Genomic DNA, 16,925 nt, shown 5'->3' on the forward strand with positions numbered 1-16,925 from the left:
TTCCCTCAGACATAGTCAACACCACCAATCCAACTTTTTTGACATTTTTATAACAGATTGATTCCTATGGGGAATTTTTGGCGATGGTGGAGACTGGCCAAATTTCCGGGCAATTTGCGATTCCAGGAGACATCGTTTTGCCGAATGTTCCCTGCTCGCCAGCGTTCATGCCAATTCCCTTATATAGAAACACCGCCGTCACTTTCCAGACCCGCTTGGCTGCGCCGCGCTCAATCGCTAGTTTGGGTTCCCCGATGCTCGGCTATGGAGACTGAAATGCTCGTCCTCGATGAAACACGAACACGTGCAGCGCTGCCCTGGGCGGAACTGATCGAGGCGATCGCCGCGATGTTTAACGACGGGTGCGTCATGCCGGTGCGCCATCATCACGACATGGACGTGCCCGGCGAAGAAAATGCCACGCTGCTTCTGATGCCAGCCTGGGTGCCTGGGCGCTATGCCGGCGTGAAGATGGTTTCGGTCTTTCCAGGGAATGCGATGCGCGCCATGCCTGCGATATTCGGCACCTATCTTCTGTCTTCGGGTAGAACAGGCGAGATGCTTGCCGCGATCGACGGCGGCGAACTGACGGCACGGCGGACGGCCGCGACCTCGGCGCTGGCGGCGCGCTACCTCGCACGGCCCGAAGCGGCCGATCTGCTGGTCTGCGGCACCGGCCGCCTGTCGCTCAATCTGATGCAGGCGCATGCGGCAGTCCGGCCGATCAAGCGCATTCATGTCTGGGGACGCAGTCTCGCAAACGCTGAGAAGATTGCCGCGGAAGCACGCGACCTCGGCCTGCCCGCCGAAGCCGTGACCGGCATCGAAGCGGCCGCCCGCCAGGCGGACATCATCTCCTGCTGCACGCTATCGAGCGAAACGCTGATTTCCGGCGCATGGCTGAAGCCCGGCGCGCATCTCGATCTGGTCGGCGGCTTCAAGCCCGGCATGCGCGAGAGCGACGACGAGGCGATCCGCCGCGCCTCCGTATTTGTCGACACCCGGGCTGGTGCGATGAAGGAAGCGGGCGATATCGTTCAGCCGCTCGAAAGCGGTGTGCTCAAAGCCGACGCGATCAGGGCGGAGCTTGCGGAACTCGTTCGCGGCACGTCAGCCGGGCGCCGGGCGCCAGACGAGATTACGCTCTTCAAGTCCGTGGGCGCCGCACTCGAGGATCTCGCCGGAGCGATCCTCGCCTATGAAACCGTAATCGACGGGAAATAAGCGGAATGCCAGTTCTGCCGGAGCTTCCGGTCTCTCATGTTCTCGCCGATATCGGAACCGCGCTTGCCGAAAGCGGACGGGCGGTGCTTTCGGCACCGCCAGGGGCCGGCAAGACCACGCTTGTGCCGCTCTATCTGCTCGACCAGCCGTGGCGCAACGACGGCAGGATCATCGTTCTCGAGCCGCGCCGGCTGGCTGCCCGGGCGGCGGCAAGCCGCATGGCCTCGTTGCTCGGCGAGCAGGTGGGCGAGACGGTCGGCTACCGCATGCGCCTCGACAACCGGATTTCCGCGAGAACCCGTGTCGAGGTGGTGACCGAAGGCGTCTTTGCGCGCATGATCCTCGACGATCCGGAACTTTCCGGTGTTGCCGCCGTCATCTTCGATGAGTTTCACGAACGGTCGCTCGATGCGGATTTCGGGCTGGCGCTTGCCCTCGACGTGCAATCGGCGCTTCGGGAAGATCTGCGCATTCTGGTGATGTCGGCGACACTCGACGTGGAGCGGGTGGCAGCTCTCCTCAACAATCCGCCGGTGATCGAAAGCATGGGAAGAAGCTTTCCGATCGAGATCCGCTATCAGGATCGGCCGGGGGGCGAGCGCGTGGAGGATGCCGTCACGAGGGCGATCATCGATGCTCATACGCATGAGACGGGATCGATCCTCGCCTTCCTGCCCGGGCAGGCCGAAATCACCCGGACCGTGGAGCGGCTCGATGGCCGGTTCGGACCGGATACCTTGATTGCGCCGCTCTACGGCAATCTCAGCCAGAAGGAGCAGGATGCGGCAATCCGGCCGGCGCCGGTGGGCAAGCGCAAGATCGTGCTTGCCACCTCGATCGCGGAGACGTCGATCACCATCGACGGCGTGCGCATCGTCATCGACAGCGGGCTGCAGCGATTGCCCGTTTTCGAAGCCTCGACCGGCATCACGCGGCTCGAGACCGTGCGCGTGTCGCGCGCTTCCGCCGACCAGCGCGCCGGGCGCGCGGGCAGAACGGAGCCCGGCGTTGCGGTCCGCCTGTGGCATCAGGGGCAGACGGCTGCCCTTCCCGCTTTCACGCCGCCGCAGATTCTTTCGAGCGATCTTTCCGGCCTGGTGCTCGATCTCGCGCATTGGGGCGTCCAGGATCCGGCGTCGCTCGCCTTCGTCGACCAACCGCCCGAAACCGTGCTGAAGGAAGCGCGCACACTGCTTCGCGAGCTCGGCGCCCTGGAGAGCGACGGAGCCTTGACAGAGCGGGGACGAACGATGCGCGACCTTGCGCTGCCGCCGCGGCTCGCCGCCATGGTGGTCTCGGCCGGCGAAAGCGGGCATGCGAAAGAGGCCGCCATGCTTGCCGTTCTCCTGACGGAACAGGGGCTCGGCGGCGCGAGCATCGACATCGAGGAGCGCTTGCGCCGTTTCAAGACCGAGAAGGGCGAAAGAGCGGATGCTTCACGGCGGCTTGCCGCCCGCCTCGCGAACGGGTTGGACAAAATATCCTCCAGCGCGCCGCCGCTTGCCGGTCAGCTCCTGATCCATGCCTTCCCGGACCGGGTGGCCCTGCAGCGCGGCGCACGCGGGCGCTACGTGATGGTAAACGGCCGCGGCGCGGAGCTGCCGGAGACGGAACGGCTGGCGGGCAGCCAGATGCTGGTGATCGCCGACCTGACAGGACGCGCTGCGCAGGGGCGTATCCTGGCCGCGGCGGAGATCTCCCGGAGAGACGTCGAGGCCGAACTGCCGGATGCCATCAGCACCGGCGAGCAGGTCTATTTCGACCTGCCGAGCAGGCAGGTGCGCGCAAGGCGGGCGACGCGCCTCGGCGCGATCGTTTTCGATGAAACGCCGCTGGCCCGGCCGACGGGGGACGCAGTCGTCAAGGCGCTGGCGGATGGCGTGCGCCAATTGGGCCTCGATGTGCTGCCCTTTTCAAAGGAAGCGATCCAGCTGCGCGAGCGGATCGGATTTCTGCATCGGACACTCGGCGAGCCCTGGCCTGACGTCAGCGATTCCGCGCTGCTGGAACGGCTGGATGAATGGTTTACGCCCTACCAGACCGATGCACGCGGCATTGCGGATATTTCCCCCGGATCGCTCTCCAGCGGGTTGATGACGCTCGTTCCGCACGCGCTGCAGCGTGACCTCAGCCGGCTCGCGCCGACGCATTTTGAGGCGCCCACCGGACAGCGGCATCCGATCCAGTATGACGGCGAGGAGCCGCTGCTGACGATCAGGGTGCAGGAACTTTTCGGATTGAAGCAACATCCGGCGATCGGCGGAGGGCGGCTGCCGCTTCTTCTCGAATTGACCTCCCCGGCGCACAGGCCGATCCAGACGACGCGCGACTTGCCGGGGTTCTGGGCCGGTTCCTGGAGAGACGTGCGCGCGGAAATGCGCGGCCGCTATCCGCGCCACCCGTGGCCGGAACGGCCGGAAGAGGCATTGCCGACGACACGCGCAAAACCGCGTGGTACATAAGGCCTTTCCAGGGAGCGATGATGGTCAACGACGCCGACACCAAACCGCGGGACGACCGGCACAGCAGCCGCAGGCTGCGGCTTCAGACGCTGGTGCGCCTGCGGTGGCTTGCGGTCGCCGGTCAGGCGGCTACCGTTTTCATCGTCACCTTCCTGCTGAAATTTCCGCTGCCACTGGTAGCAAGCATCTCTCTGATCGCAGCACTTGCCTGGGTCAACTTCTACCTGATGATCCGCTATCCGCCGACGCATCGGCTGGAACCGCCGGCCGCCTTCGCGCTGCTTGCGCTGGATCTGTTGCAGCTCTCCGCGCTGCTGTTCATCACCGGGGGCCTGGCAAATCCGTTTGCGGTGCTTGTCTGCGTGCCGGTCATCATTTCGTTTGCTTCGCAGCCGATCCGCTACAGCACCGCACTCATCGTCTTTGCGATGGCCTGCATAACCGTCCTCGCGCTCTCTCCCTTTTCGCTTCCATGGTATAACGGCGCCACGATCAATGTGCACACCGTCATGCAGTTCGGCGTCTGGTGCGCGATTGCCTCGACGATGGCCTTTGCGGCGTTTTATGCCTACCGGGTTTCGATGGAGGCGAGCCAGCTGGCAGATGCGCTGGCGGCGACCGAACTGGTTCTACAGAGGGAAAAGCACCTTTCGCAGCTCGACGGCCTGGCGGCCGCGGCGGCGCACGAGCTTGGTACACCGCTTGCGACGATCAGCGTCGTCGCAAAGGAGATGGAGCGCGAACTGAAGAACGACGACAGGTTTCGCGAGGATGTGCAACTGTTGCGCAGCCAGAGCGAGCGCTGCCGCGATATCTTGAAACGGCTGACCAGCCTTTCGGCCGAGGGCGATGCGCATATGCAGCGGCTGCCGCTGTCGTCGATGATCGAGGAGATCATTGCGCCCTATCGCGAGCTTCCGATCGCCCTGGAGTTGATCGAGAAGAGCCCGCGCAAGGGCGAGCCGGTGACCGAACGCAACGCGGGGATCATGTATGGCCTCGGCAATCTGATCGAGAATGCCGTCGACTATGCCCGCAAAAAAGTGACGGTCACGATCGAACATGACCATGACAGGGTGTTGATCCTCATCGAGGATGACGGCAGCGGTTATACGCCTGATATCCTGGCCCAGATCGGCGAGCCCTACGTCACCAAAAGACAGAATCAGGATACGGCTGGCGGGCTCGGGCTAGGGCTTTTCATTGCCAAGACTCTGCTCGAGCGTTCCGGCGCGACCCTCGCTTTCGGGAACCGCGATCCGGAAAGCCGGGGAGCGCGCATTCGTGTCGAATGGCCGCGCATGCTGCTCGATGCGCATTCGACAAAATGACTGTATCGGCATAATGAAGACACGAGCAGTTGACAAAACGACAGCGGCAACGGCCGGGATTGGAAGCATGACTGAACAAACTCACGAAACTCTTGCCGCCAGCGAACACGACATCGGCCCGGATGCGAGCCTGTTGATCGTCGATGACGACGGGCCATTTCTGCGACGCCTGGCACGCGCGATGGAGACCCGCGGTTTCCAGGTGGAAATGGCTGAGTCGGTTGCGGAAGGGATTGCCAAGTCGAAGAGCCACCCGCCGAAATACGCCGTTGTCGACCTGCGGCTCGGCGACGGTAATGGTCTCGACGTCATCGAAGCGATCCGGCAGCGCCGGGACGACACGCGGATCATCGTCCTGACGGGCTATGGCAATATCGCCACCGCGGTAACAGCCGTAAAGCTCGGTGCTGTCGATTATCTCTCCAAGCCTGCTGATGCGGACGACATCTTCGCCGCCTTGACGCAGCGGCCGGGCGAGAAGGCCGACCTGCCGGAAAACCCGATGTCGGCAGACCGTGTCCGCTGGGAACATATCCAGCGCGTCTATGAAATGTGCGAGCGCAATGTCTCGGAGACGGCGCGGCGGCTCAACATGCACCGGCGTACACTGCAGCGTATACTCGCCAAGCGCGCCCCGAAGTAAGCCTAGAGATCATCGAGGGTGAGCTGTTTGCCGTTCGCCCATTCGGCCAGCATCAATCTCTGTGCTGCGGCACGCGAGAAATTCAGCGTCACCGACTTGCGGGTTGCCGGCGGCAGGCGGTGTTCCGGCGCTTCGCGGACAATATGCGCACCGTAGCCATCCGAAAGGAACAGACCGCATTCCTCCGGGAAGATATCAAGCGGCACGTCCTTGTGCGTCGCAAAGAAAAGCCGGTCGCAATGCAGCCTGTATTCCGGCCATTTGCGATCGACACGGAAATCCTCGACAGAAGTCTTGATCTCGACGATCCAGATTTCACCCTTCTCCGAAATCGTGATCAGATCGGCGCGCCGGCCGCTGGCCAGCGACAGCTCGGGCAGGACCGCGTGGCGCATCTCATGAAGTAATATCTGAGTCCCGCGGCGCACGAGCATAGCCCTGTCCGACTGCCGGCCATCTATTAACGGATTGTTATTGTAAACGCTCAAAATCGTCATGGATTACCGTGTAGCAGGACCGCGTTTTGTTGCAAAAAAACCATCCGGTTTTAATTTGCGCAGCAGGTAACTCTTGTCGCGCTGCAGCATCTTGCAAAGACGAAGTTAATCGAAAATAACCCATCGTCAAAGACCGTTCCTCATTGCCCCTTTTCCTAAGAGATATTCATGTCCATCCGCAATGCATTCCCTGTGTTCGGCCTGATGGCGACCCTGGCCCTGGCCGGCTGCTCCACCACCTCCGATAGCGCTTCCCTGGAAAACAAGCCCTCTGGCCCCACGGTCCAGACCGCGCAGATCTTCGATGACGCCTATGGCGTGACGAAGGATGCCGGATATGCCCTGCCGGCGATCCCCATTCAGAGGGTCAAGCCCGAGTTCCGCCGCCAGATCGTGTCATACGAGACCACGGAACGCCCGGGCACGATCATCGTCAACACGCGTGAGCGCCACCTTTACTACATTCTGCCGGACGGCAAGGCGATGCGCTACGGCATCGGCGTTGGCAAGCAGGGCTTCGCATGGGCGGGCACGGCATACGTCGCCTGGAAGCAGGAATGGCCGACCTGGCATCCGCCGAAGGAAATGGCGGTCCGCAAGCCCGATGTAGCGAAATACGTCGAGGATGGCATGGGACCAGGCCTCGATAACCCGCTCGGTGCACGCGCCATGTATCTCTTCAACGAGCAGGGTCAGGACACCCTTTTCCGTCTGCACGGCACGCCCGAATGGGCGTCCATCGGCACTGCCGCTTCGTCGGGCTGTATCCGCCTGATGAACCAGGACGTGATCGACCTCTATAGCCGCGTCCGTCCTGGAAAGACGACCTCCAAGGTCATCGTTATCCAGTAAGCCAGAAGCCTACCGCATAATAAAGGCTGCCGGAGACCTCTCCGGCAGCCTTTTTGCTTGGTGCTAGACCGCCCGGCTTCGTTTCAGTTCAAGCCGGCGGCGGTGAAGAACGGGCTCGGTGTAGCCGTTTGGCTGCTCCCTACCCTTCAGGACGAGCTCGACGGCAGCCCGGAAGGCAATCGAATCGTCGAAATTGCCAGCCATCGGGATATAGGCCGGATCGTCGGCATTCTGCTGATCGACGACAGCGGCCATGCGCTTCATCGTTTCAATGATCTGCGCCTCGCTGACCACCTTGTGGTGCAGCCAATTGGCCATGTGCTGGGCGGAAATGCGAAGCGTCGCACGGTCTTCCATCAGCCCGACGTTGTTGATATCGGGCACCTTTGAGCAGCCGACCCCCTGATCGACCCAGCGGACGACGTAGCCGAGGATGCCCTGGGCATTGTTGTCGAGCTCCCGCTGGATTTCCTCCGGCGTCCAATTCGGCCGCACGGCCACCGGAACGGAGAGGATGTCGGAGAGCTTGGCGCGGGCGCGATCCTTCAACCCGCGCTGAACGTCAGCCACGTTGATCCGGTGATAGTGTGTGGCATGCAGTATCGCTGCCGTTGGCGAGGGAACCCAGGCGGTATTGGCGCCCGCCTTCGGATGCGCGATCTTCTGCTCGAGCATCGCCGCCATCAAGTCGGGCATCGCCCACATGCCCTTGCCGATCTGCGCATGGCCGGACAGCCCGCATTCCAGCCCGATATCGACGTTCCAGTTCTCATAGGCCGAAATCCACGCCGCCTGCTTCATGTCGCCCTTGCGGATCATCGGGCCGGCTTCCATCGAGGTATGGATCTCGTCGCCGGTGCGGTCGAGGAACCCTGTGTTGATGAAGACCACGCGCTCGCGAGCCGCGCGGATGCATTCCTTGAGGTTCACCGTCGTGCGGCGCTCCTCATCCATGATCCCCATCTTCATCGTGTTCTTCGGCATGCCTAGAAGCTCTTCGACGCGTGAGAAAATCTCAACCGCAAAGGCCACTTCTTCGGGCCCATGCATCTTCGGCTTGACGATGTACATCGATCCCGTGCGCGAATTCTTGCGACGGCCGCCGGCGCCGATATCGTAAAGCGCAATCAGCCCCGTGATCGCGGCGTCCATAATCCCTTCCGGAACCTCATTGCCGTCGCGGTCGAGAATTGCCGGATTGGTCATCAGGTGGCCGACATTGCGCACGAGCATGAGTGAACGGCGGTGCAATTCAAGAGCCGAACCATCCGGTGCCTGATAGGTGATGTCGGGATTGAGCTTGCGGGTGAAGCTCGAGCCGCCCTTGCTCACTTCCTCCTCGAGGTCTCCCTTCATGAGGCCGAGCCAATTGCGATAGACGACAACCTTGTCTTCGGCGTCCACGGCGGCGATCGAATCCTCGCAGTCCATGATGGTCGTGAGCGCCGATTCCAGCCAGATATCGGAAATCTGCGCCAGATCGCTTTTGCCGATCGCGGTGGAGGCATCGATGACGATCTCGATGTGAATGCCGTTGTTCTTCAGAAGGACATGCGTCGGCGCCGCCGCATCGCCGCGATAGCCCGCGAAATGCGTCTGATCCGCCAGCGATGCATGTTCGCCATCCGTCGCGGTGATGGCAAGAGCCCCGTCCTTCACCGCGAAGCGCGCCACATCTTTCCAGCTCCAGCCGTCCAGCGGAACCGCGATGTCCAGAAAATCGCGAACCCAGGCGATAACCTTTTCGCCGCGTTTCGGATTGTAGCCCCTGCCCCTTTCCGCGCCGTCGCTTTCGGGGATGGCATCGGTCCCATAGAGGGCGTCGTACAGCGAGCCCCAGCGCGCATTTGCAGCGTTGAGCGCATAGCGCGCGTTCATGACGGGTACGACGAGCTGCGGTCCGGCGATCGAGGCAATCTCGGGATCGACATTGCTGGTCGAGATCTGGAAGTCCGAGCCTTCCGGCAACAGGTAGCCGATCTCGCGGAGGAAGGCCTCATAAGCGTCCATATGTGCCGGGGCGCCGTTCCGGCGGTACCATTCGTCGATGCGCGCCTGCAGTTGATCGCGTTTCAGAAGCAGCTCACGGTTCTTCGGTGCCAAGTCGTGAACGATCGCCGACAAGCCTGCAAAAAACGCGTCCGCATCGATCGGAAGGCCAGCAAGCGCCTCGCTGACGATGAAGTCGTGAAGGACGGTTTCGATGGAAAGACCGTGCTTTTCAATGCGGCTCATGCAATTTTCCTCCTGCGGACGGCAGCATTTCTGATGCTGCTACTTTGCGCGGCTTTTATTCACAGTCAATTCTGCAATAATCCGAAAGATTTATGCCCCGGCGGAAACAGTGCGCGACGTGACCCGCATCGGCAGACCATTCTGCGGCTGGGTTGTCAGCTTTTGTACCGGCCAGGGTTTCGTCTCGGCCGTCACGTCGAAGCGGAATCGGCTCATCAGGACGGCAAGCGCGATGACCGCTTCCTGCAGAGCAAAAGTGGCACCGATGCAGACACGCGGGCCGGCACCAAAGGGCAGAAACTGGAAGCGCCCGATCTTGCCTCGATTCTCTGGCAGGAACCGTCCCGGCATATAGGCCCTGGGTTTCTCCCAGTAGAGTTCGTGGCGATGCAGCGTCCAGGGCATGATCAGAACGGTGACGCCGGGATCGATTTCGACCGTCTCGCCCGTTGCAGTTGTCCACCGGTCCGCCGCTATCGCGGCGCGGTTGATCGAAGGTGCGGGGGGATAGAGCCTGAGCGCCTCCTCCAAGGCGGCACGCGTGTACGGCATTACGTCAAGCCACCGGACGGGCTCCGCATCGCTGGCGAGAACGCGATCGATCTCTTCCTCCATGGCAGCACGAATATGCGGGCTGTTTGCGACGCAATAGAGCGTCCAGGCGAGCGCCCTCGCCGTCGTTTCGTGGCCGGCGCCGATGAAGGTCAGGATATTGTCTTCGATTTCTTCGTCGCTAAGACTCCCGCTTGCCGCCTGGTCGAGAAGCAGGGTGAGGAAATCCTCCGGCGTTGTCGCTCGATCGGCCTTCATGCGCCGCAGGCGGGCATCCATCGTGTCGCGCACGATGTTGCGGAACTTGTCGAGGACTTTCCGGCCGCCGATGCGCGTCACGCGCGGAACCCAGGAAGGCGCCCGCAGCAAATCCATCGGATCGACGCGACCCATGCGGTGCAGAAGCGCGTTCACATCGTCGGCGAAGCTGTCGGAGGTGACGATCTCACCCGAAAAGAGCGTGTCGGCGAGAATGGCGAACGTCAGCTCGGTCATGTCGCTGGCGATCTCGAAGACCTTCTCCCCGCTGACTGCCGTGGCGTATTTCCGAGCATAGTCCTCCGCCTGCCGGAGCATCTGGCCGGCAAATCCGTTGGCATGGCGTGGCGTGAAGACCGGCGCGACAGCCTTGCGCGATCGCCTCCACACCTCCCCTTCAGCGGTCAGCAGGCCATCGCGCAGGATCGGGCGCAGGATGAGCTGGCGGACGTCCGACATGCGATAGTTTGCGGCGTTGTCGACCAGCACGTGCTTGATCAGCCCGGGTTCATTGACGATCAACGTGCGTTCCCCGAAGAACCGCGTCTCGACCCACGGCAGCGTGTAGGAGGGCTCGCCCCAGAGCTCCAGGGGATTGCGAAAGATCGTGCGGATGAGCTCAAGCCGGCCCGGCGGCGCGGTGCGCGGCAGCGGTGCGGGTGGAACGAAAGGCTCCGGTCGCATATCCATGGAAATGGCCCTTCGCGGAAGATCGTCTCCCGCGTAGGCGAAAGTTAGAGCAGGCCCCTGAGCTCGTCCAGCTTGTCGTTGATCAGCCAGCCGTAATAGTTCTCCTCCGGCCAGACCGGGACGCTCGCATCGCGGTTCTTGGCCGCGAGGGCTGCCGCGCGCTGCCTGGAATTGCCGACATTGTAGAGCGTGGCGGTCAGGCCGGGATTTCCCGAAATATCCATGCCGGCGATCTGCTTGTAGTCGTCGATCGATTTCCGAATGGAGGCTGCAACGAAGGCGAGCGAAACATCCGGCTCCATGATGGCGCGGTAGACGGCGCCTGCATCCTTTTCGTTCAGCTTCGGATAGCCGGACACGCGGCTGACCAGATCCGAAAGCATCAACGCTGTCAGCGGGTTCACCTGGCCGAGACCAAAGGTCTGGCCGGCATAGAACGGCTGGAAGAACACGGCGCTGAAGCGGTTGTTCGGAAAACTCTTGCCGCCCACGGACTTGCCGCGGAAATCGCTTTCCCAGACATCTTCGCGGCAGGACCAGAGCGTATAGGAATCGCTTTTGCCGTTGCACGCGGCAAATTGCGGGCGCCCGACAAAGGTATCGACATCCTCGCCATCATAGGCAAAGCGGAAGCTCTCGCCGGCATAGGAGGCAGCCTTCACGTAGTAAGCCTGAAGGCGGTCGTAGGCATCGACATTATAGGTATGTTCGCCGACGATGGCGCCGATGACGTGGATCGGTTCGATGCCGTATGCCGCCGCAGTCTTCCTGATCTTGCCCATCAGCTCGTGATCGGTGGAGAGAAGTTCGTAAACCTTCTCGTATTTACGATCGAATGTCGTCTTGGTCCCTTTGGTACGCCGGACGGATGCGCCGGGGACCGCCGGCTGCTCGACATTGCGGTTACCGGGCGGCACGACCTGCATGGCGTAGGCGGGCACGGATATCAGCGCCGCAACGGCGATCAGGAGGCATGTCAAAAGGCGTCGCACGATCAGCTATTCCGTCTGGTTACATCGTCTTTAGGCGAAGCGCGCTGACTGGACCACAATCTTGGCCGAAAAAAGCCGCAGCCATAAACAAAGCGGGCCTTTCACTAAGAAGTAAAAGGCCCGCTGTCGAGAGTTTAGAATGTCACATCCGCTGCGAGATCCGCAAAGGCTCCAGCCGGTGCGGCTATGTCACAGGATAAAGCGCGAGAGGTCCGTGTTCTGCGCCAGATCGCCGACGTGCTCACGCACGTAGGCCGCGTCGATTGTTACCGCCGAACCGCCGCGATCCGGCGCATTGAAGGAGATCTCGTCCAAGACCCGTTCCATGACGGTCTGCAGGCGGCGTGCACCGATGTTTTCTACCGACGAGTTCAAATGGACAGCGACGTCGGCCAAGGCGTCAATCGCATCGTCGGTGAATTCGAGATGCAGTTCTTCCGTTTCCATGAGCGCGCGATATTGGCGGATCAGGCTCGCCTCCGTTTCGGTCAGGATGCGGCGGAAGTCTTCCTTGTTGAGTGGCCGAAGCTCGACGCGAATCGGCAGGCGGCCCTGCAGCTCCGGCAGCAGATCGGACGGCTTCGAAACGTGGAAGGCACCGGATGCGATAAAGAGAATATGGTCAGTTTTTACCGGCCCGTACTTCGTCGAAACCGTCGTGCCTTCGACGAGCGGCAGCAGATCGCGCTGCACGCCCTCGCGGGAGACGCCCGCTCCCATGCCACCGTCTCGCGCCGCGATCTTGTCGATCTCGTCGAGGAAGACGATGCCGTCGTTCTCGACCGCCCGCACGGCCTCACGCTGAATGATCTCATTGTCGATCAGCTTGTCGGATTCGTCGCGGATCAGATCGGTATAGGAGGCCTTGACCGTCGTGCGGACCTTCTTGGTCCGTCCGCCCAGCGCCTTGCCGAACATCTCGGAGATATTGAGCACCCCGATGTTGGCACCCGGCATACCCGGAATTTCAAACCCGCCCATGCCCGCGCCCGTGTCAGCGACTTCGATATCGATTTCCTTGTCGTCCAGCTCGCCGTTGCGCAGCTTCCGGCGGAAGCTGTCGCGCGTTGCCGGAGAGGCGGTCGCGCCGACGAGTGCGTCAAGGACGCGTTCCTCGGCGCTCATATGGGCCTTCGCCTCGACCTCGGCGCGCTTCTTGTCGCGCGCGAGACCGATGCCGATTTCGACGAGGTCGCGGACGATCTGTTCGACGTCGCGGCCGACATAGCCGACCTCAGTGAACTTGGTGGCCTCGACCTTGATGAAGGGCGCACCTGCAAGCTTGGCGAGACGGCGGGAAATCTCCGTTTTGCCGACGCCGGTCGGGCCGATCATCAAGATGTTCTTGGGCATGACTTCGTCACGCAGATCCGGATCGAGCTGCTGGCGCCGCCAGCGGTTGCGCAAGGCGATCGCCACCGCCCGCTTGGCTTCGTGCTGGCCGATGATGTAACGGTCGAGTTCGGAGACGATCTCCCGGGGAGAAAAAGTGGTCATATCAAGTCCGTTTCTTCGGGTGCGTCCAACGCCATGAAATGGGCCGGACCATAAATGGAAGTTCTTGTGTCGATGTAGCGGAAGCCCGCCTTTTCATAAGCCCTGATCGCTTGCACATTTTCGGGATCAGGGTCGATGACGATGCGCGTGGCCCCGCTGGCGAAAAGTTCGCCGGAAAGCTGCCGGATGATGGCGCTGCCGTGCCCCTTGCCTATCAACTCCGGGATGCCGATCGAAATATCGATGCCCAACGTACCCTTCGGCTGATCCTGATAGGGATGTCCCCCTTCAAGATGCGGATCGTAGCTCTGCAGATAGCCGATCGGCTCTCCGTCCAACTCCACGATCATTGGCCGCGTTTGCGCGCAGGTCATCGCCTCTTCTATCGATGCAAGCTCCGTCGACGGATCGCCCCACCATTTCGCGACGTGCGGCTCCGCGAGCCAGGTTGCCAGCCGGGGAAAATCCTCGCGCTGGACATCGCGAAAGCGGTATCGGGGCGTGGGCTCAGCTCTCGGCATCCAGCGTTTCCACTACCACGTTGTGGTTCGTATAGACGCAGATGTCGGCCGCGATATCGAGCGCACGGCGCGCGACCTCTTCAGCGGATTTGTCGGAATCGACCATGGCACGGGCCGCCGCCAGCGCAAAATTGCCACCGGAACCGATCGCCATGACTCCATGCTCAGGCTCCAGAACATCGCCATTGCCTGTGACCGCCAAGGTGACCGTCTTGTCTGCGACGAGCATCATAGCCTCGAGATTGCGGAGATATTTATCGGTGCGCCAGTCCTTGGCGAGTTCGACGGCAGCGCGCATCAGCTGACCGGGATATTGTTCGAGCTTCTTCTCGAGACGCTCAAGCAGCGTGAAGGCGTCTGCGGTCGCGCCTGCGAAGCCGGCAATGACCTCGCCCTTGCCGATGCGGCGCACCTTGCGCGCATTGCCCTTCATGACGGTCTGGCCGAGGCTCACCTGGCCATCGCCCGCGATTACGACCTTGCCGCCTTTTCGTACCGTAATAATCGTAGTCATCAAAACACCCTTGCCCGCATCACCGGGCGTTACGCCGAGCCGCTCACAGGCTCTGTTTGGACCCTATGTAAGTTGGCCGGCGCCGATTGCAAATGGCGGTCTTTTTCTGCCCAAGCGGTTCTGGATATTTTAGGGAACGCCTGATAAGGAACGGCCGTCATTCCTATGGAGCAGCCATATGGCCGAGACTGCAGCAAGCCGCACGGGTACCGTTTCCCGTAAGACCAACGAGACTTCGGTTTCCGTTTCCGTCAATCTCGACGGTACGGGCAAAGCCAAGATTTCGACGGGCGTCGGCTTCTTCGACCATATGCTCGACCAGCTTTCGCGACATTCCCTGATCGACATGGAGATCGAAACGAAGGGCGACCTGCATGTCGACGATCACCACACGGTCGAAGACACCGGAATTGCCATAGGGCAAGCGATTGCAAAAGCACTCGGTGACCGCCGCGGCATCACCCGCTACGCTTCGATCGACCTTGCCATGGACGAGACGATGACGAAGGCCGCCGTCGATCTTTCCGGCCGTCCATTCCTGGTCTGGAACGTTGCCTTCAGTGCGCCGAAGATCGGTACCTTTGACACCGAGCTTGTGCGCGAATTCTTCCAGGCGCTCGCGCAGAACGCCGGCATCACATTGCATATCTTGAATCACTATGGTGCCAACAATCACCATATTGCAGAGACCTGCTTCAAGGCCGTTGCCCGTGCGCTGCGCACGGCGACGGAAATCGATCCGAGACAGGCGGGCCGTGTTCCCTCGACGAAGGGCACGCTCGTCTAAGCCCCTTGAGGGAGCTTGAACGATATGACTTCCAGCTATGTAGTTCTGACGGCTCCGGGCGGAGCGGATGTGACCCATGAAAAGACGCGGATCATCCGCGACGGATTTACGCTGCTCGGTTTTCTCTTTCCGTGGCTGTGGTTTCTTGTACACCGGCTTTGGCTCTTTGCGATCGCAGCGTTCCTGCTTCAGGCAATCGGCGGCTATCTGATGGATCGACCCGGTTTTTGGCCCGCAGGCTTTGCGATCACAGCAGGCACCTGCATTCTCACCGGCATAGAGGGCATGAACATTTGGATCCGAAATCTGGCCTCCAAGGGCTGGAAAGAAGAGGCCTTGATTGCAGCGGATTCGCTTGAGACCGCAGAAGACATCTACTTTTCGAATATAGAAACCCCTACAAGTGGCGACGCCCTGCCGGCCCCTGATTGGAAGAGAAACCCCTCTTCCAACAAGCCTGGCGATACGACGTCGCTCGGCCTCTTTGGTTTTGACGGAGGACGCTGATGCGCGTCGCAATTATAGACTACGGTTCGGGCAACCTGCGTTCGGCAACGAAGGCATTTGAACGCGCCGCGCGCGAGGCAGGTATCGATGCGCATATCGATCTGACGGACAGGGCCGAGAATGTCGCGGCGGCCGATCGCATCGTCCTTCCGGGGGTCGGCGCCTATGCCGATTGTCGCCGTGGGCTCGATGCCGTTCCGGGGATGACGGAGGCCTTGATTGAAGCCGTCGAGAAAAAGGCTCGCCCCTTCCTCGGCATTTGCGTCGGCATGCAGCTGATGTCGTCCCGCGGCCTTGAAAAAACAGTGACAGAAGGCTTCGGCTGGATCCCCGGCGATGTCGTTGAAATGACGCCGGACGATCCGGAGCTGAAGATCCCGCAGATCGGTTGGAACACGCTCGACCTTAAGCATCCGCACCCGCTTTTCGATGGCATTCCGACCGGGCCGGATGGTCTGCATGCCTATTTCGTGCATTCCTACCATCTAGCTACCAGAGACAACACTGACGTCATTGCGACCACCAGCTATGGCGGGCCGATGACGGCATTCGTCGGACGCGACAACATGGCAGGATCACAATTCCATCCGGAAAAGAGCCAGAAGCTCGGTCTCGCCCTGATCACCAATTTCCTGCGCTGGAAGCCGTAAGCTCGCGCGGATAGCAAGGACTGAATGAACATGATCCTATTTCCCGCCATCGACCTCAAGGACGGTCAATGCGTTCGCCTTAAACTCGGCGATATGGAGCAGGCAACCGTCTATAACCCCGATCCCGCCGCGCAGGCGAAAGCCTTTGAGGACCAGGGCTTCGAATGGCTGCACGTTGTTGATCTCAACGGCGCTTTCGCCGGCGAGAGCGTCAATGGCGCCGCGGTCGACGCGATCCTCAAGGCAACGAAAAACCCCGTGCAGCTCGGCGGCGGCATCCGCACATTGTCACACATCGAAAACTGGCTCTCGCGAGGCCTCGCCCGCGTGATCCTCGGCACGGTCGCCGTTCGGGATCCTGCGCTGGTCATCGAAGCCTGCAAGCAGTTTCCCGGCCGGGTTGCCGTCGGCATTGACGCCAAGGGTGGCAAGGTCGCGGTCGAGGGTTGGGCGGAAGCGTCCGAGCTCGGCGTCATCGAACTTGCCAGAAAATTCGAAGGCGCCGGCGTTGCGGCGATCATCTACACGGACATCGACCGGGACGGGATCTTGGCCGGCATCAACTGGGCCTCGACGCTGGAGCTTGCCGAGGCAGTTTCGATCCCGGTGATCGCCTCGGGCGGGCTGGCCTCGATCGAGGATGTGAAGCGCATGTTGCAGCCCGACGCCCGCAAGCTAGAAGGTGCCATCTCCGGCCGTGCGCTGTATGATGG

At 61.4% G+C, this 16,925-nt stretch carries 16 protein-coding genes; 9 read left to right on the top strand and 7 right to left on the bottom strand.

Features of this window, described 5'->3' with window-relative positions:
* The first annotated feature begins 276 nt into the window (after positions 1 to 276).
* From lhpI to ACPYOI_RS29355, 4 genes are all read left to right on the top strand, one after another.
* Positions 277 to 1,224 carry a bifunctional Delta(1)-pyrroline-2-carboxylate/Delta(1)-piperideine-2-carboxylate reductase gene (lhpI, locus tag ACPYOI_RS29340; protein ID WP_481417698.1) on the top strand — a complete coding sequence of 316 codons (948 nt, stop codon included), beginning with the start codon at positions 277 to 279 and terminating at the stop codon, positions 1,222 to 1,224.
* A 5-nt stretch (positions 1,225 to 1,229) separates the two neighbouring features.
* A complete protein-coding gene (hrpB, locus tag ACPYOI_RS29345) occupies positions 1,230 to 3,686 on the top strand; it encodes an ATP-dependent helicase HrpB (RefSeq protein WP_481417697.1) in 2,457 nt (818 codons plus the stop codon).
* A 20-nt stretch (positions 3,687 to 3,706) separates the two neighbouring features.
* The gene (locus tag ACPYOI_RS29350) at positions 3,707 to 5,017 is read left to right on the top strand and encodes an ActS/PrrB/RegB family redox-sensitive histidine kinase (RefSeq protein ID WP_481417696.1); all 1,311 of its coding nucleotides are present in this window, start codon (positions 3,707 to 3,709) and stop codon (positions 5,015 to 5,017) included.
* Between the two features lie 67 nt (positions 5,018 to 5,084).
* Positions 5,085 to 5,660, top strand: a complete 576-nt coding sequence (locus tag ACPYOI_RS29355) for an ActR/PrrA/RegA family redox response regulator transcription factor (protein ID WP_168831913.1) — start codon at positions 5,085 to 5,087, stop codon at positions 5,658 to 5,660.
* A 2-nt stretch (positions 5,661 to 5,662) separates the two neighbouring features.
* Here ACPYOI_RS29355 and ACPYOI_RS29360 read toward each other — a convergent pair whose 3' ends face one another.
* Positions 5,663 to 6,157, bottom strand: a complete 495-nt coding sequence (locus ACPYOI_RS29360) for an MmcB family DNA repair protein (protein ID WP_481417695.1) — start codon at positions 6,155 to 6,157, stop codon at positions 5,663 to 5,665.
* 168 nt (positions 6,158 to 6,325) lie between these two features.
* Here ACPYOI_RS29360 and ACPYOI_RS29365 point away from each other — a divergent pair, with 168 nt between their 5' ends.
* The gene (locus ACPYOI_RS29365) at positions 6,326 to 7,009 is read left to right on the top strand and encodes a L,D-transpeptidase (protein WP_481417694.1); all 684 of its coding nucleotides are present in this window, start codon (positions 6,326 to 6,328) and stop codon (positions 7,007 to 7,009) included.
* A 63-nt stretch (positions 7,010 to 7,072) separates the two neighbouring features.
* On the opposite strand, the gene ACPYOI_RS29370 is transcribed toward ACPYOI_RS29365, so the two are convergent.
* The 6 genes from ACPYOI_RS29370 to hslV all read right to left on the bottom strand — a co-directional run bounded on the left by ACPYOI_RS29370 (position 7,073) and on the right by hslV (position 14,268).
* A complete protein-coding gene (locus tag ACPYOI_RS29370) occupies positions 7,073 to 9,244 on the bottom strand; it encodes a malate synthase G (RefSeq protein ID WP_481417693.1) in 2,172 nt (723 codons plus the stop codon).
* A 90-nt stretch (positions 9,245 to 9,334) separates the two neighbouring features.
* Positions 9,335 to 10,744, bottom strand: coding sequence for a cytochrome P450 (locus tag ACPYOI_RS29375; protein ID WP_481417692.1), 1,410 nt, complete (start codon positions 10,742 to 10,744; stop codon positions 9,335 to 9,337).
* Positions 10,745 to 10,788: 44 nt separating this feature from the next.
* Complete coding sequence (locus tag ACPYOI_RS29380; RefSeq protein ID WP_481417691.1) at positions 10,789 to 11,736, bottom strand: DUF1402 family protein; 948 nt, start codon at positions 11,734 to 11,736, stop codon at positions 10,789 to 10,791.
* A 189-nt stretch (positions 11,737 to 11,925) separates the two neighbouring features.
* Complete coding sequence (gene hslU / locus ACPYOI_RS29385; RefSeq protein ID WP_168831907.1) at positions 11,926 to 13,233, bottom strand: ATP-dependent protease ATPase subunit HslU; 1,308 nt, start codon at positions 13,231 to 13,233, stop codon at positions 11,926 to 11,928.
* Complete coding sequence (locus ACPYOI_RS29390) at positions 13,230 to 13,754, bottom strand: GNAT family N-acetyltransferase (protein WP_481417690.1); 525 nt, start codon at positions 13,752 to 13,754, stop codon at positions 13,230 to 13,232. Before ACPYOI_RS29390 ends, hslU begins: the two co-directional genes overlap by 4 nt.
* Positions 13,741 to 14,268 carry an ATP-dependent protease subunit HslV gene (gene hslV, locus ACPYOI_RS29395; RefSeq protein WP_481417689.1) on the bottom strand — a complete coding sequence of 176 codons (528 nt, stop codon included), beginning with the start codon at positions 14,266 to 14,268 and terminating at the stop codon, positions 13,741 to 13,743. Before hslV ends, ACPYOI_RS29390 begins: the two co-directional genes overlap by 14 nt.
* Before the next feature lie 178 nt (positions 14,269 to 14,446).
* Between hslV and hisB the strand changes: the two genes are divergently transcribed.
* From hisB to hisA, 4 genes are all read left to right on the top strand, one after another.
* Positions 14,447 to 15,055: an imidazoleglycerol-phosphate dehydratase HisB gene (gene hisB / locus ACPYOI_RS29400; protein ID WP_168831904.1), complete on the top strand. Its 609-nt coding sequence runs from the start codon at positions 14,447 to 14,449 to the stop codon at positions 15,053 to 15,055.
* 24 nt (positions 15,056 to 15,079) lie between these two features.
* Entirely contained in the window at positions 15,080 to 15,562 is a 483-nt protein-coding gene (locus ACPYOI_RS29405) for a DUF2628 domain-containing protein (RefSeq protein WP_481417688.1), read from the top strand.
* Complete coding sequence (gene hisH, locus ACPYOI_RS29410; protein WP_481417687.1) at positions 15,562 to 16,212, top strand: imidazole glycerol phosphate synthase subunit HisH; 651 nt, start codon at positions 15,562 to 15,564, stop codon at positions 16,210 to 16,212. Before ACPYOI_RS29405 ends, hisH begins: the two co-directional genes overlap by 1 nt.
* A gap of 30 nt (positions 16,213 to 16,242) precedes the next feature.
* On the top strand, positions 16,243 to 16,925 hold a 683-nt coding region (gene hisA / locus ACPYOI_RS29415), incomplete at its 3' end, for a 1-(5-phosphoribosyl)-5-[(5-phosphoribosylamino)methylideneamino]imidazole-4-carboxamide isomerase (RefSeq protein WP_481423727.1).

The organism is Rhizobium sp. SVR5-2C (assembly GCF_056755115.1).